Genomic DNA, 15,046 nt, shown 5'->3' on the forward strand with positions numbered 1-15,046 from the left:
ACAATCACCATCCTAGGGAGGGAGGAGTTTCGTTGCATAGCATAGTTGCCTTCCACCCGCACAGCGGGTGGATTTTCATGCCGCGCGTTCCGCGCGGCACAGGCTAAAGCCTCTATGAAAAGGAGGGCACAGCCTGCGCTGTGCCCTCCTGGACGATTCATCAGAGCCTCTAGGCCTTACTTCTGCTCCTGCAGAGCCTTCTCGGCTTCCTTGTCCTCTTCGGCGATGGCCTTTGCCTTGATATCGACGCCCGTGCAGCTCATGGCATCGGCGTAGATCTTCTTTCCGGTAGGGTGCTCTTCGAGCCAGAGCTCCTTGGCCTTCGGTGCCCACTCCTTGGCATACGGAGCGGTGCGCTCGCAGAGCTGGTCTGCGGTCTCGGGGGCCGTGTAGTCGGAGCTGTGTGCGCCGGACTCCTTGACGATCTCGGGCAGGAGGTACGGGTTCTCGAGCATCGGGCAGGGCTGGAGCATGTTGTCGTTCCAGGGATAGTGAGCACGGTAGGCCTGGAAGATCGGCTGGTGCAGGCAGTCGAGCCAGCTCATGTCACGAATGTTCACGTTCGAGTAGTGGATGAAGACGCAGGGCTCCACGTCGCCACGGGCGTTCACATGGCAGTAGGCACGGCCTCCTGCGATGCAGCCGCCAACGTACTCGCCGTCATTCTGGAAGTCCATTGCGAAGATGGGCTTGCCGCCGGTGACGCCACGGATCTCGCGGATGCGGTGCAGCATGTACTCGCGCTGCTCGACCGTCGGCATGAGGTCGGCATTGGCACCGTCGCCGACCGGCATGTAATGGAAGTACCAGGCGTAGCGGCAGCCCTTCTCGATCAGAAGGTCGATGAACTTGTCGGAGCTGACGCGCTCGACGTTGGCGCGGGTGTAGCAGGTCGAGGTGCCATAGAGCAGGCCATACTTGTGCATGAGATCGAAGGCACGCATGACCTCCTCGAAGGAGCCCTCGCCACGGCGGCCGTCGTTCACGGTCGGCTCATAGGACTCGAGGGAGACGGAGAAGACGATGTTGCCGAGCTCCTGCACCTTCTGGCAGAACGGCTCGTCGACGAGCGATGCGTTCGTGAAGATGTTGAAGAGGGACTCGTTGTGCTTCTCGGCGATCTTGAGGACGTCAGCCTTGCGGACGAGCGGCTCGCCGCCCGTGAGCATGAAGAGGTGGGTGCCGAGAGCCTCTGCCTCGGTGACGAGCTTGTCGATCTCGTCGTAGGAGAGGTTCAGACGGTTGCCGTATTCTGCTGCCCAGCAGCCGACGCAGTGCTTGTTGCAGGCAGACGTCGGATCGAAGAGGATGATCCAGGGCACGTTGCACTGGTACTTCTCTGCATTCTCGGTCGTGTTGCGAAGTCCTCGGAATGCTGCCTCATAGCCGCCATTGAGGATGGCAGTCTTGAGCACGTTGTGGTCGGTCTGGTCGATAACGTCGAACAGGAACTTCTCCCACTTCGACCCCGGATACAGGGCTGCCTTCATGCCACGGGTAGCTCCCGGGTTCGTGTCCTTCAGGAGCTTTCCTGCCATATCCACGAACTTGTCGATGTTCTTCTCGCGGTCAGGACCTGCAACGGTCTTCAGGGCCTGATCGAGCGCAATGCTGAACGCCTTGCGTTCTGCTGCATGAGCCAGCTTTGACTGCATAGTGCCTCTCCTTCTAGCGTGCACCGAACCAGCGTATCCGCAGATAGCAACTATTTTTGACGCCGATTCAAATTGACTAGGAGTACTTTACCACCCCACTGCCATCCCTCAAGTCACAAATCTCTCCTTGCGCATATTCTGAAAGGAATCCAAACGCAATCAGCAGAATGGACAGGGTTGCCTATGCACCGAACGCATGGAGCCAGCCCAGTCCATCCACATTTGCACGGATATGGGCGCAGCTTGCCTGCCACTTGGCCACCTCGTCCTCGGAAAGCTCCGGCACGAAGATGTGCTCCACGCCGGCAGCGCCGATGACGCAGGGAAGGGATGCCCAGACGCCGGTGACGCCGTAGACGCCCTCGATGCGTGTCGATACCGGCGTCACGAGCTTCGTATCGCCGAGGATGGCAGAGACGATCTTCACGGTGCCGCGGGCGATGGAGTACTCCGTGCAGTGCTTGCCCACCATCGTGACGTAGCCGCCGCGGCGTGCCTCTTCCTCGAGCTTGTCGCGGTCGAACTTCCTGCCTGTCTGTGCCTCCACCTCATCTGCCGTGAGGCACCCAAGCGTCACATGGCTCCAGCAAGCAAACTCGGAGAAGCCATGCTCGCCGAGCATCCAGGCATGGATGCTCTGAGGGTCATAGCCTGTGGCATGGGAGATGGCATGCTGGAAGCGGGCAGAGTCGAGCGTCGTGCCGGATCCTATGACACGCCTCCAGTCATAGTGGCCGCTCTCCTGCCAGATGGCCTCTGCCACCACGTCGTTCGGGTTCGAGACGCTCACCCAGATGCCGGCAAATCCTGCCTCCATGATGCGGGGCACAAACGTCTTCACCTCTTCAGGCGTGACCACATTCTCGCCGTCACGGTCCTTCTGCGACGCCTCGATATGGCCCGTGGCATTCACGATCACATCGCACTCAGCCAGCTCCTCATAGCGCGTGTCGCACTCATGGACCTTTGCGGCCCTTGGATAGAACGCCATCGCATCTTGCAGATCGTTCACCTGGGCACGGCAGAGCTTCTCATCCTTGTCCGAGATGAAGAGCTCCGTCACAAGGCCCTCTTCGAGCAGGGCATTCGCGACATGCGCTCCCACATGGCTTGCTCCGATGATGCCGACCTTTGCCTGGCTCTTCATGCCATCCTTCTTTCTCTTCGATGCATCTTCCACATCCGACTCTACCCGTTGCATAGAGGAGCTGTACAGGAACCCGTGCCATTTTGGCCCATTCGGCCACCCAGCAGCAGACCTGCGCCTTCTTAGGGCTACCATCAGGAGCAGAAACATGCACCGAGAGCGAGGAGACCCCATGGGATACCGTACCTACACCTGCCCTTCTGCCGCACGCTGCGGCGGCTGCGAATGGCTCAATGTCCCCTATCCCATACAGCTGAAGCGCAAGCAGGCGGCACTCGAAGAGACCTTCAGGCCCTTCCTCGAAGGTGCTTCTGCACCCGAGCTTCTCCCGATCGTCGGTATGGACGAGCCTCTGCACTACCGCCACAAGGCAGCGACGCCCTTTGCCCCTGCCCCTCATGGACGCATCCGCTACGGCTTCTATGCCAAGGGCACGCACCGCATCATGAATGTGCCCGAGTGCCTGGCAGAAGACCCGAGATGCCGTGCCATCCTGGCATCAGTTGCGAAGACCGCAGAGCGCATGCACATCTCTGCCTACGACGAAGACCGCGGACGCGGCGTCCTTCGGCATGCTGTCGTGCGCTGCGCCTGGAAGACCGATGAAGTGCTCCTGACCGTCGTCGCAAACGGCGAGAGCCTGCCCCACGAGAAGGAGTTCGTCGAGCGCTTCCTCGAGTACACGCCCGAGGTCACGACGCTTGCCCTGAACTCGAACGAGCGCAGGACGAATGCAATCTTGGGACCCCATACCCGCACCTTGAAGGGCACTGGCGTCATGCACGACGAGCTTCTGGGCTGCCGCTTTGCGATCGGCCCCGTCTCCTTCTACCAGACAAACCCGGAGCAGACCGAGAAGCTCTATCAGCTTGCGATCGAGCCCGTGCTGGCAGCTGCAAAGGAGGGCTCTGCCCTCGAGGTGCTCGATGCCTACTGCGGCCTTGGCACGATCGGCATCTGCCTTGCCGCCGAAGCGAAGGCACAGGGAAAGGAAGCCCATATCCTCGGCGTCGAGAAGGGCGCCGAGGCAATCCGACTTGCCAAGCGCAATGCGCGGGACAATGGCCTTGAGGATGCATGCCGCTTCGTCTGCGACGATGCCACGAACTATCTCGAGGCGCTCGCTCGCCAGGGCCGCCACTTCGATATCGTGGTCCTGGATCCTCCGCGCGCAGGCTCGACGCCTGAGTTCCTCTCGGCTGTCGCAACCCTGGCGCCTGAGCGCATCGCCTATATCTCCTGCAATCCCGAGACACAGGTGAGAGACCTCATGGTCTTGGCCGAGCGCGGCTACCACGTGGACTCCATCCAGGGCGTCGACATGTTCCCGCACACGAAGCATACGGAGACCGTCGCTGTGCTGACGCGCTAGGGAGCAGCCTCATGGATTCCAGGATGAAGAAGGTACTTGCTGCAGGAGCGCTTGCCGCCGGTACCGCAGCAGCCGTCGCCGCCCTGAAGAGGACAGATCCCCATCTTGTGCGCTGCCAGGACGGATGGGCTCTTGTCTCGACCCATCGAATCGAAGGCACGCCCGTGCGTGTCATGCGGCAGGGCGGTGTCTGGCAGTCCGCCACCTATCTGGGAGATGCGTGGGCTGAACCCGTCTTTGCCTACTACCGAGCCTTTGATGCCATCTTCTCAGCCAGCCCCGCCTTCGAAGCAGCATCGGGCCATGCAATCGCCCATGTCCTCATGATCGGCGGAGGCGGCTTTGCCTGGCCGAAGCATGCGCTGACAGAGCATGCAGATCTCTCGCTCACCGTCGTCGAGCATGACCCGGCAACGATTGCCTGTGCCCGCAGGTGGTTCTATCTCGACCGGCTCGAGCGCGAAGCAGGAGAGCGCCTCTCTGTCATCTGCGCTGACGGACGTGCCTTCCTCGAAGAGGCAGATGCACGCTTCGATGCGATTCTGAACGACGCCTTCACAGGAGCTCTCCCTGTACGCTCGCTTGCCACGGTCGAGGCAGCACGTGCCATGAAGGCACATCTCGTGCCCGGCGGCCTCTATGCGGCAAACGTCGTATCTGAAGATGAGGGAGAGGATGTCTCGTTCCTGCGCGACTGCGTGGCAACGCTTGAAGAGGTCTTCGCGCACGTCGCAGTGCTCCCTGCCGAAGACGAGACGTATGGAGGCGAGGACAACTACCTCGTCGTGGCAACAGACGCAGCGCTCGCTCTTCCCGATGCCATCCCCTTCGACGAGGAGTTCCTGGGTACGATACTTGAAGATGAAGGCTGAGATCTTGGCTCCTCCTGTGCCCTGAAGACAGGAGCTCCCCATGCGCGCCTATGTGATCCATGAAGAAGGGGCCAGAAGCCCTCACCCCTGAAGAGGTCCCGGTGCCTCAGGTGCGCCCCGGCGGTCGCTCATCCGCATCCGCGCCTTCGGCCTCAACCATTCGGAGATCTTCACGAGGCAGGGCCTCTCCCCTTCTGTCGCCTTCCCGAGGATCTTGGGCATAGACTGCACGGGCGAGATTGCCGAGACGACCGATCCGGAGAGGCTGCCACGCGGCCAGAAGGTCGTCTCCCTCATGGGCGAGATGGGACGTGCCTTCGATGGCAGCTATGCAGAGTATGCACTCGTTCCGAATGAGCAGATCTATCCGGTTGCGTCCGATCTTCCCTGGGAAAAGCTTGCCGCCATCCCCGAGACCGGATATACCGCCTATGGGTCGATCCAGAACCTGAAGGTGGAAGACGCGGACCATGTCCTGGTCCGCGGCGCCACAAGCTCTGTCGGCATTGCCGCGGCACGCCTCCAGGCCCTCTTCGACGAGATCGCACGGACTCATGCCAACCTGGGACCGGCAAAGGTCTTCCCCTTCTCCGAGCTCAGGGTAGCCCACACCTGGCTCGGCAGCGAGAGATCCGGAGGCAAGGCGGTCATCGTCCTCTGAGACTCTCCCAACATGTACCTTCTGTTGCCCCGCTGTGACGTTTATGCTCCATTTCCTGTCTTCTGCCGGCGCCTGATTCATCGAAGCGTATCGTAGATGACGCTCAGCCAGCTTTCAGAAAGAGAGGATGGACATGGCATTCCGCAATTCGAAGGCAGTGATCGTCGGTGTCGGCAACGTCGGTGCGACCTGCGCCTACAGCTTCGTGAACCAGCTGCTCTGCGAAGATCTTGTTCTCGTGGACGTGAACAAGGACAAGGCCTTGGCAGAGGCGCTCGATATCCAGCATTCCGTCTACTTCATGAACCGCAACATGCATGTGAGGGCAGGAGACTACTCCGAGTGCAAGGATGCCGATGTCGTGGTGATCTCTGCATCTGCACCGATGCCGAAGGACTCCCACGACCGCCTCGAGATGCTGAGACCATCCATGGGCCTCATGAAGGCCATCATGACCTCGATCATGGAGGCAGGCTTCCATGGCATCCTGATCGTCGTCTCGAACCCTGTCGATGTTATGACCTACTACGCCTGGAAGCTCTCGGGCCTGCCTGCCAACCAGGTCATCGGCTCCGGCACGAACCTCGATACGGCACGCCTCTGCACGGCATTCTCCCGCATGTACGATCTCGACGCCCGGAATGTCGAGGCCTATGTGATGGGCGAGCACGGCGATTCCGAGGTCGTCGTCTGGGACTCCGCCACGATCGGCGGCAAGAGGATCGACGATGTCCTGCGTGACAACGCCTCCCGCACGAAGGGCACGACGAAGCAGGAGCTTGCGCATGAGGTCGTGGAAGCCGGCTGGGACATCTTCAACCGCAAGGGCAACACCTGCTACGGCATTGCCTCTTCTGTGACCGCTATCGCCCGCTCGATCTTCTTCGACGACAATGCGATCCATCCGGTGAGCGTCCGCCTCACGGGACAGTATGGGATCGATGGCGCCTTCCTCTCGGTGCCGACGATCTTGGACCACACCGGTGCCAAGGAGATCGTCGAGATCCGCCTCGCCGAGGACGAGCTTTCCGCTCTCCAGAAGTCGGCAAAGCTCCTCGAGGAGTACTACGAGATCGTAGACAGCAACTAGGCTGTCCAGAACATGGCTATGCACGAAGGGAGCCGGACCAGACAATCCGGCTCCCTTCTTCTTTGACCTGTTCCCGCTTCTAGTCTGCGAGGTAGGGCACGCCGTCAGGACGGTAGGCAAGCTTGCCCTGGGCAAGCTTCTCGATCACATAGGGATAGAGCACGTGCTCGATCTCGTGGATATGCGCCTCGAGCTCATCCACATCCCAGGCAGGGTCGACCTCGAGGGCACGCTGGGCCAGGATCGGGCCGCAGTCATAGCGGTTGTCTGCGACGTGCACCGTGACGCCTGTGACCTTGACACCGTAGTCGAAGGCATCCTGGATGGCGTGGGCACCCTTGAAGCTCGGCAGAAGCGCCGGGTGGATATTGAGCACTCGTCCCGGGAAGGTCGCGAGGATCGGCTCATGCACCATGCGCATGTAGCCTGCCATAACGACGTAGTCGACATTCTTCTGCTTGAGCTCTGTCGCGATGACCATGTCTGCCTGGATCGGGTCGGCGTAGATCGTCTTGTCGAGCGTAAGCGTCTGGATGCCTGCCTTCTGGGCACGCTTCAAGCCGAAGGCAGAAGGACGCGACGACACGACAAGCTCGATCGAGGCATCGAGGGTGCCGTCAGCGATGCGGTCGATCAGTGCCTGCAGGTTCGTGCCGGAGCCGGAGATGAGGACACCGAGCTTGAGCTTCTTTGCCTCGCTCATCGGTAGACCACCTTGCCCGTGCCTTCCGTGACCTCGCCCATAACGAAGGGATGGAGGCCTTCTGCCTCGAGGTCCTCGCAGACCTCATCGAGGTCGTCCTGCGCGCAGAGGATGGACATGCCGACACCCATGTTGAAGGTCTTGTAGGCCTCGTCCTGCGTAAGTCCTGCCGCCTTCACGCAGTAGTCGATGACAGGCGGGACATCCCAGGCAGGGCCATCTGCACCTCCTCGGTCGACGACCGCGTCAAGCGTCTTCGGAAGCGCACGGTTCAGGTTCTCCGTGATGCCGCCGCCTGTGATGTGTGCCATTGCATGGAGCGGTGCGCCCTTGCGAAGGACATTCATAAGCTTGCCGGCATAGATCGTCGTCGGGCGCATGACGGCGTCAGCCAGAGACTCGCCGCCGAGCTCGGGAAGCGGACGCTCGAGCTCTTCCACGGTCTTGCCCTCGATTGCGACCTTGCGGACGAGCGAGTAGCCGTTCGAGTGGATGCCGGAGGAAGGAAGGCCGATGATTGCGTCGCCGAGCTTCACCTTCTCGGGGCCGATCATCTTGGGGCGATCGACGACACCCACGACGAAGCCTGCGAGGTCGTAGTCATCCGGCTTCATGACGCCAGGATGCTCGGCCATCTCGCCGCCCACAAGGGCACAGCCGCTCATCTTGCAGCCTTCGGCGATGCCCTTCACGATCTCTGCGACATGCTCGGCGCGGAGCTTGCCGATAGCGATGTAGTCGAGGAAGAACAGGGGCTCTGCTCCCAGAGGCACGATATCGTCGACGCACATGGCAACGAGGTCCTGGCCGACCGTATCGTGGCGGTCGAGGAGCTGCGCGATGGCAAGCTTCGTGCCGACGCCGTCCGTGCCGGAGACGAGAATCGGGTCCTCCATATCCTTGCAGGCTGCGAGCGAGAAGCAGGAGCCGAAGCCGCCGAGGCCTCCAATCACCTCAGGACGGTTCGTCTCTGCAACGGCAGCCTTGATCGCATCGACCGCGCGTGCGCCCTCGTCGACATCGACGCCGGCATCCGCATAGTTCATATGCTTTGTTTCCATGGTCACTGCTCCTCCTCGTGGATCTCCTGGATCACTTCTTCTATCTGCATGCGCGCGCCTACTGGCGGCTTCGTGAGGTTGTGGGGACGGTAGCCCGTAAGGAAGCGTCCCTCGGAGAACTCTTCGGGGATAGCGACAGGGTACTCGCCTGTGAAGCAGGCACAGCACCAGCCGCCACGAGGGCAGCTCTTTATGAGGCCTTCGACCGAGAGGAAGTGGAGCGAGTCTGCGCCGATATACTTGCAGACCTCCTCCTCGCTCATGCGGGCAGAGATCAGCTGGTCCTGCGTGCCGGTATCGATGCCGTAGAAGCAGGGCCACTTGACCTCGGGGGACGTGATGCGCACGTGCACTTCCTTGGCGCCGGCATCCTTGAGCATGCGGACGATCTGCTTCGACGTCGTGCCGCGGACGATGGAGTCATCGATCATCACAAGGCGCTTGCCGGCCACGTTATCGCGCAGGGCATTGAGCTTGAGCCTCACGCCGAGCTGGCGGAGCTCCTGCGTCGGCTGGATGAACGTGCGGGCGATATAGCGGTTCTTGATGAGGCCCTCGCCGTAGGGAAGGCCGAGCTCGTGGGCATAGCCCTCCGCAGGCGGAAGTCCCGAGTCGGGCACGCCGAAGACCATGTCGGCGTCGACCGGTGCCTCGCGGGCAAGCTGGCGTCCCATCTCATAGCGCATGGAGTAGATGGACTGTCCATCCTCATAGGAGTCAGGACGGGAGAAGTAGACGTTCTCGAAGATGCAGCGCGCCCGGGGACGGGGCTCGACGCCGCGCTCGGAGGCGAGGCCGTCATCCGAGATGCGCACAATCTCTCCCGGCTCAATGTCGCGCATGTACTTTGCACCCACGATATCGAGCGCGCAGGTCTCGGAAGCCACGACATAGTCGTCGTGTCCAAGGCGTCCCAGGACGAGCGGACGGATGCCATTGGGATCGCGGAAGGCATAGAGCGCATTCTCGCGCACGAGCGCCATCGCATAGCCGCCGTCAATCATCTCCATCGTATGGCGGATGCCCTCGCGCAGGTGGTGCGTCTGCATCGTGAAGTAGCCGATGAGCTTGGCGGCGACTTCGGAGTCCGTGTTGGAGCGGAAGAAGACGCCGAGGTCGATGAGCTCGCGGCGCAGCGCATCCGTATTCACGAGCGTGCCGTTATGGGCGACAGCGATGATCGTGTCATCGATCGTCGAGAGATGGGGCTGTGCTGCCTCCCAGCTCTTGGAGCCTGCCGTGCCGTAGCGCACATGCCCCACGGCGACCTTGCCCCTGAGGGCTCCGAGGTCGGCATCCGTGAAGACCGCATCGACCAAGCCCAGGTCCTTCCGGACAAGCACCGTCTTGCCGTCGCCGACGGCGATGCCCGCCGATTCCTGGCCCCTGTGCTGCAGGGCCCTGAGGCCGAAGGCTGTGAGCCTTGCCACATCGCGGTCGGGCGCCCAGATGCCGAAGACGCCGCACTCTTCATTGAGATGGCTTGCGCAGAGGCTCTCCTCTGCCTGAGCCCTGGTATCAGAAACCATGCTCTCCCCTCGCCTTGTGCCCCAGATCAGGCAGCTGCATCAGCCGCTGCCGCCTCGCTCTTCGGCACGCAGATCAAGACCGTTCGTCCTATTCCATTGTCGTAGTTGCATGTTACGAGTGTGAGCACATGGCTCGTCTGCGCAATAATCGCGGAAGCATCAGCGCGCGAAGCCGTGGCCCTTCCCAGAAGATCCGTCAGATAGCTGTGGAAGTCGTCTCCTGTCATGAACGAGAGCGTTCGCACATTCGTGTCATCAGCCGTCGTCTTGTAGACAAGGAGCGGCTCGAGCTCGTAGCTCTGATTGTTCTCATCGACATACCAGACCGTCGGATGGCTGTCGAAGGTCGCCTGGTCAGCCATATCGGCAACCGGCTTGAACATCGAGCCATCGAGCAGATGGTGGCCATAGATGATCGTCTGGGCATCGCGCATGCCCGGCTCCGTATTCTGGTAGTCCATGAAGACCTGGCCGCCCAGGGAATACTCGCCCGTCGCGGTATGGCGGAGATACTCGTCGTTGTTGGCACCCTGGTAGACCGGGTAGTTCACGACCGTATCGGGGATGTAGATCCAGCCCACGACATCCGGGTTGATGGCTTCGAGCCCCGCCCAGTCGATGACAGGCGCCCCATTCGCATTGTCTTCGGGCTCTGTCGCGTACTGCGCAAGCTCCTCGTTCACCTGCTCCTGCTGCTGGTACTGCTGCTGCGCATGGAACCACATGTAGCCCGCAATGCCGATAAGGACGACGCCGGCAATGAGGAGAAGGGTCGAGAGCACGCGAAGCACCGGGTGCTTCTTTTTCTTCTTCTCGTCCAGGCCATAGGGATCGAGCTCGCCGTAGGCAGAGGCCTTGCCCTTGCGCTTGCGGTCCCGTGCATCTGCATGCCTGTCATGGCCGACGATGGGCGTGAACCCCTCCTGGATCGTCGTCCCTTCATCGCCTGCGCTATAGGCGCCGCCCTGCGTGACAGACGCCTCTTCGTCGTCCGTCTCAGGTGCAGCAATCTCTTCCGACGGTTCCTCGTCTTCCGGGGAAACGTCCTGTTTCATATGGCGTGCCATAGGCTAGCTCCTATATCGGCAAGACCTGCACGAGGTGCAGGGAGAGGGCAATATCGCAGTGAGCGTAACAAAAAACTGCCTCCCGCGCACGCGGGAGGCAGCCTTGATTCCTAGGACAGCTTCTTTCCCAGATAGGATGCTGCATAGGGCTTGTCGAAGTTGCCGTTCGTGGCCTTCGTGAGGGCGCCCATGACCTTGCCCATGTCACGCTTCGTCGTGGCGCCGAGCTTTGCCATGGTCTCATCGATCAGAAGCTCGAGCTTCTCTCCTGCAACCTGCTCGGGAAGCAGGGAGTCGAGAATCTTTGCCTGCTCCTCGAGCAGCGCGATGCGCTCTGCGTGCGTGGCCTCGCCTGCCTTGTGGAGGCCGTCGAGCTCCTCTGCCGTCACCTTCTGGAGCTTCTTCACGGCTGCCGTGATGTCGGCCTCGCTCACATCTCGGCGCTCGTCGACCTCGATCTGCTTCACGGACTGGTTCACGAGGCGCAGAATCTGCGTACGGTTCTTGTCGTGCGCCTTCATCGACTTCTTGATCTCGTCGAGCAGTTCCTCTTTCGTCAAGATTCCATTCCTTCTTCCGGAAGCCGGGTGCTTAAGCCTCGGCCATCTCTTTCTTCATCTGAACGATCTTCTCGCGCCATTCAGGCATCGTCGCGCCGAGGATCTGCGTGGCGTAGATGGCAGCGTTCTTTGCGCCGCCGATTGCGACACAGGCCACGGGCACGCCCGAAGGCATCTGCACCATCGAGAGGAGCGAATCCATGCCGCCGAGGTCGGACGTCTTCATCGGCACGCCGACGATCGGAAGCGGCGTGTAGGCGGCAACGACACCGCCGAGGTGCGCTGCCTTGCCGGCAGCGGCGATGATGACCTTGAGGCCACGGTCAGCGGCCGTAGTTGCCCACTCCTGGACCTTTGCCGGATTCCTGTGGGCGGATGCAATCACGAGCTCATAGGGAACGCCGAGCTCCTCGAGCTCCTTCGTGCATGCCTCCATGGTCGGCATATCGGACTTCGAGCCCATGATGATGCCGACAAGCGGTGTTTCTGCCATGCAATGCCTCCTAGACATCCGGGCAGCGCTGCTGCCCTCTTGATTGATGGCTACTTCGAGCTGGACTGGGTCTCGCCCGTCGTGGAAGACGTATCTGTCGACGTTGTGGTCGAAGATGAGGTGGTCGAGCTGGAGCTCGAGCTTGTACCTGAGCTCGTGGATGTGGACGAGCTCGAATCGGTGGGCTCGGAGCTGTCGCCTGCATCGCCCAAGCCCAGAATCTCTGTCGGCGACCAGGTCGTGATCTCGCTTCTGAGCTTCGTCTGGATGTCCTCATCCATGCCGGCAATCGTGCACGTGAAGTTCACGCGGCCATTTGCCGAGGTGGACTTCCTCCAGATGAATGTCATGAACGATTCGAGGTCGCCTGTCGGCTTCAGGAATCCGAAGAGCGAGGAGCGCTCAATCGTGCCGTCAGATGCCCTATGCACCTGGACGTGGTAGATGACCGTATCGATGTTGGGGTTCAGGAGCGCATTGACCGCGAAGGCCGTGGCTTGGATCTGCGAGCCTGCGAAGCACTCCATCGTGTCGCGCGAGGAGGTATCGATGACGGTGACCTCGACCCTGCCGGTATCCTCCGATGCCTCCTGGATCGTGAAGTCATCCGGGAACTGCGTGAAGCCATTGCCCCACTCGACGCCGCCTGAGAGGGCAGATGCGACCGTGCGGACATTGGCCTCGTCGGAGAGGTTTGCCGTATTGAGGCGGCGTGCAACGCCACAGGAGACCTGCGCGAGCACGAGCACCGCAAGGAAGATCAGGATGACCGTGATGGCAACCTTCGTGATCGACTTCTCGACCGTCGAGCCGGACGGGTCATCTCCCGAAAGCGGGTCGACATCCACGCCGTGTCCGAAGAGCCGCCGGTGAGAGCGCTGGCGCTCTGCCGCATCCTTGTTGCTGTGGCCTGTCTCGTCGACCTTCTCGAAGAGCTCCTCTGCCTGCTGGGCATCAAGGGCATTTCTCTGCTTTATGGGCATGCGCACTCCCATTTCCTCGCCGCTGCGCAACGCTTGCATCAGGTCCAACATGAGCCAGCCTCAGACCGGCTCATCCAATGCTAAGTATACGCAACTATTTCGGGCACGTGTCCCTCTCAGAGACGGCTTCCCTCAAACTGCATGCGGTAGTAGCGGGCATAGGTGCCACCCAAGGCCAGAAGCTCCTCATGCGTGCCCCGCTCGGCGATCTGTCCCTGCTCGATGGTCGCGATCTCGTCAGCGTCCTTGATCGTCGAGAGCCTGTGGGCGATCACGATCGTCGTGCGTCCCTGGGCAAGCTCGGAAAGCGCTGCCTGCACCGCCCCTTCAGACTCATTGTCGAGGGCAGATGTCGCCTCATCGAAGATCAGAAGCGGCGGGTTCTTCAGGAAGACGCGTGCGATCGCGATGCGCTGCTTCTGGCCGCCAGACAGGCGGGCACCTCTCTCCCCTACCTGAGTTTCGAAGCCGTCGGGCAGGGTCTCAATGAAGTCGGCAATGTTGGCGCGACGTGCTGCCTCGATGATCTCTTCTGCCGTCGCATCCGGCTTTCCGTAGGCGATATTCTCTGCAATCGTCCCGTCGAAGAGATAGACATCCTGCTGGACGAGCCCTATCTGCTCATGGAGAGACTTCTGCGTGACCTTGCGCACATCCTGTCCATCTATCCTGATGGATCCCGCATCCACATCGTAGAAGCGCGGCAGCAGGGAGCAGATGGTCGACTTGCCGCCGCCCGAAGGGCCGACGAGCGCAAGCGTCTCGCCGGGGTGCACGACAAGGTCGAGGCCACGTATGACCTCGCTATCCGTTCCGGGGTAGGTGAAGTGCACGTCCTCGTAGACGATCTTTCCTTCTGTGATGGCAAGAGGCTTCGCATCCGGCGCATCCTCGATATCGGGCTGCGTGTCAAGCACTTCCTGGAAGCGGGCAAAGCCGGCAACCGCTTTGAGGAACGTCTCCGTGAAGTTCAGGATGTTCGTGATCGGCGTCGTGAAGAGCGAGATATAGAGCGCATAGGTCGAAAGGTCGATCGCCTCCATGCGTCCCTGGGCGCAGAGCCAGCCGCCACCGATGATGATGCAGATGTTGAGTATTCCCATCATCACGGCAATGAGCGACTGGTAGATGCCCATCGCATGGTACATGCGCACCTTCGAGGCGAGGTAGGCATCGTTCGAGCGGCGGAACTTCTTCCTTTCCAGGTCCTCAGCAGCAAAGCTCTTGACGACACGGGCACCGGCCAAGGCATCTTCGACGCGGGAGTTCACACCCGAGATGCGCTGGCGGTTCTCGATGAAGACCGCCTCCATGCGGCGGTTCGCGAAGAAGTTGAAGACGACAAGGACCGCCAAGACGACCGCGAGCACCGCGGTGAGCTCTCCGTTGATGCCAGCCAGGATCACGAAGGAGCCGACAATCTCGACGAGTCCTATGAGCAGGAACTCAGGGCCGTGGTGCGCCGTCTCGGAGATATCGAAGAGATCGCTCACGAGGCGGCTCATGAGGTCGCCCGACTTGTGGCGGTCGAAGTAGGAGAAGCTCATCCGCTCATAGGCATCGAAGAGGTCCTCGCGCATCTTCGACTCCATACGGGCACCCATCACGTGTCCCCAGAAGATCACGAAGTAGCGGCAGGCAAAGCGCACGGCATACATCGCGACGAGGCCAAGAGCTATTGCCCAGAGGGCTGAGAGGATAGCGTCCGGGCCTTCCGTGAAGAGCCCCTTCGTGAGGACGCGCAGGATCTGAGGGAACGCAAGGTCGATGCCGGCAACCAGGAGGGCGCAGATGATGTCGCCGACGAAGAGATGCACCTGCCCCTTGTAGTAGGAAAGGAAGCTCCTCATGAG

General features: G+C 61.1%; 14 protein-coding genes. 4 read left to right on the forward strand and 10 right to left on the reverse strand.

Features of this window, described 5'->3' with window-relative positions:
• Window positions 1–176: 176 nt before the first annotated feature.
• Together VXJ24_RS09605 and VXJ24_RS09610 are read right to left on the reverse strand one after the other, a co-directional pair.
• Window positions 177–1,655 carry a radical SAM/SPASM domain-containing protein gene (locus VXJ24_RS09605; protein WP_330972703.1) on the reverse strand — a complete coding sequence of 493 codons (1,479 nt, stop codon included), beginning with the start codon at window positions 1,653–1,655 and terminating at the stop codon, window positions 177–179.
• Window positions 1,656–1,836: 181 nt separating this feature from the next.
• Window positions 1,837–2,802 (reverse strand): lactate/malate family dehydrogenase, encoded by a 966-nt coding sequence (locus tag VXJ24_RS09610; protein WP_330972704.1) that lies wholly within the window; start codon window positions 2,800–2,802, stop codon window positions 1,837–1,839.
• Between the two features lie 172 nt (window positions 2,803–2,974).
• On the opposite strand from VXJ24_RS09610, the gene rlmD reads away from it, so the two are divergent.
• The 4 genes from rlmD to VXJ24_RS09630 all read left to right on the forward strand — a co-directional run bounded on the left by rlmD (window position 2,975) and on the right by VXJ24_RS09630 (window position 6,797).
• Window positions 2,975–4,174, forward strand: coding sequence for a 23S rRNA (uracil(1939)-C(5))-methyltransferase RlmD (gene rlmD / locus VXJ24_RS09615; protein ID WP_330972705.1), 1,200 nt, complete (start codon window positions 2,975–2,977; stop codon window positions 4,172–4,174).
• An 11-nt stretch (window positions 4,175–4,185) separates the two neighbouring features.
• Window positions 4,186–5,046, forward strand: a complete 861-nt coding sequence (locus VXJ24_RS09620; protein WP_330972706.1) for a spermidine synthase — start codon at window positions 4,186–4,188, stop codon at window positions 5,044–5,046.
• 130 nt (window positions 5,047–5,176) lie between these two features.
• Window positions 5,177–5,707 carry an alcohol dehydrogenase catalytic domain-containing protein gene (locus VXJ24_RS09625; RefSeq protein WP_430623822.1) on the forward strand — a complete coding sequence of 177 codons (531 nt, stop codon included), beginning with the start codon at window positions 5,177–5,179 and terminating at the stop codon, window positions 5,705–5,707.
• Window positions 5,708–5,840: 133 nt separating this feature from the next.
• Window positions 5,841–6,797: an L-lactate dehydrogenase gene (locus tag VXJ24_RS09630; protein ID WP_330972707.1), complete on the forward strand. Its 957-nt coding sequence runs from the start codon at window positions 5,841–5,843 to the stop codon at window positions 6,795–6,797.
• Between the two features lie 79 nt (window positions 6,798–6,876).
• On the opposite strand, the gene purN is transcribed toward VXJ24_RS09630, so the two are convergent.
• The 8 genes from purN to VXJ24_RS09670 all read right to left on the reverse strand — a co-directional run bounded on the left by purN (window position 6,877) and on the right by VXJ24_RS09670 (window position 15,043).
• On the reverse strand, window positions 6,877–7,500 hold the full coding sequence (gene purN / locus VXJ24_RS09635; RefSeq protein ID WP_330972708.1) for a phosphoribosylglycinamide formyltransferase: 624 nt from the start codon (window positions 7,498–7,500) through the stop codon (window positions 6,877–6,879).
• Entirely contained in the window at window positions 7,497–8,561 is a 1,065-nt protein-coding gene (purM, locus tag VXJ24_RS09640) for a phosphoribosylformylglycinamidine cyclo-ligase (RefSeq protein WP_330972709.1), read from the reverse strand. Before purM ends, purN begins: the two co-directional genes overlap by 4 nt.
• 2 nt (window positions 8,562–8,563) lie before the next feature.
• On the reverse strand, window positions 8,564–10,090 hold the full coding sequence (purF, locus tag VXJ24_RS09645) for an amidophosphoribosyltransferase (protein WP_330972710.1): 1,527 nt from the start codon (window positions 10,088–10,090) through the stop codon (window positions 8,564–8,566).
• A gap of 26 nt (window positions 10,091–10,116) precedes the next feature.
• Window positions 10,117–11,157, reverse strand: a complete 1,041-nt coding sequence (srtB, locus tag VXJ24_RS09650) for a class B sortase (protein WP_330972711.1) — start codon at window positions 11,155–11,157, stop codon at window positions 10,117–10,119.
• A gap of 110 nt (window positions 11,158–11,267) precedes the next feature.
• Window positions 11,268–11,717, reverse strand: a complete 450-nt coding sequence (locus VXJ24_RS09655; RefSeq protein ID WP_330972712.1) for a GatB/YqeY domain-containing protein — start codon at window positions 11,715–11,717, stop codon at window positions 11,268–11,270.
• Window positions 11,718–11,748: 31 nt separating this feature from the next.
• Window positions 11,749–12,210, reverse strand: a complete 462-nt coding sequence (purE, locus tag VXJ24_RS09660) for a 5-(carboxyamino)imidazole ribonucleotide mutase (RefSeq protein ID WP_330972713.1) — start codon at window positions 12,208–12,210, stop codon at window positions 11,749–11,751.
• 50 nt (window positions 12,211–12,260) lie between these two features.
• A complete protein-coding gene (locus tag VXJ24_RS09665; protein WP_330972714.1) occupies window positions 12,261–13,193 on the reverse strand; it encodes a hypothetical protein in 933 nt (310 codons plus the stop codon).
• A 116-nt stretch (window positions 13,194–13,309) separates the two neighbouring features.
• A complete protein-coding gene (locus tag VXJ24_RS09670; protein ID WP_330972736.1) occupies window positions 13,310–15,043 on the reverse strand; it encodes an ABC transporter ATP-binding protein in 1,734 nt (577 codons plus the stop codon).
• Window positions 15,044–15,046: the final 3 nt, after the last annotated feature.

Source organism: Olsenella kribbiana (assembly GCF_036408795.1).
Classification (GTDB): domain Bacteria; phylum Actinomycetota; class Coriobacteriia; order Coriobacteriales; family Atopobiaceae; genus Olsenella_L; species Olsenella_L kribbiana.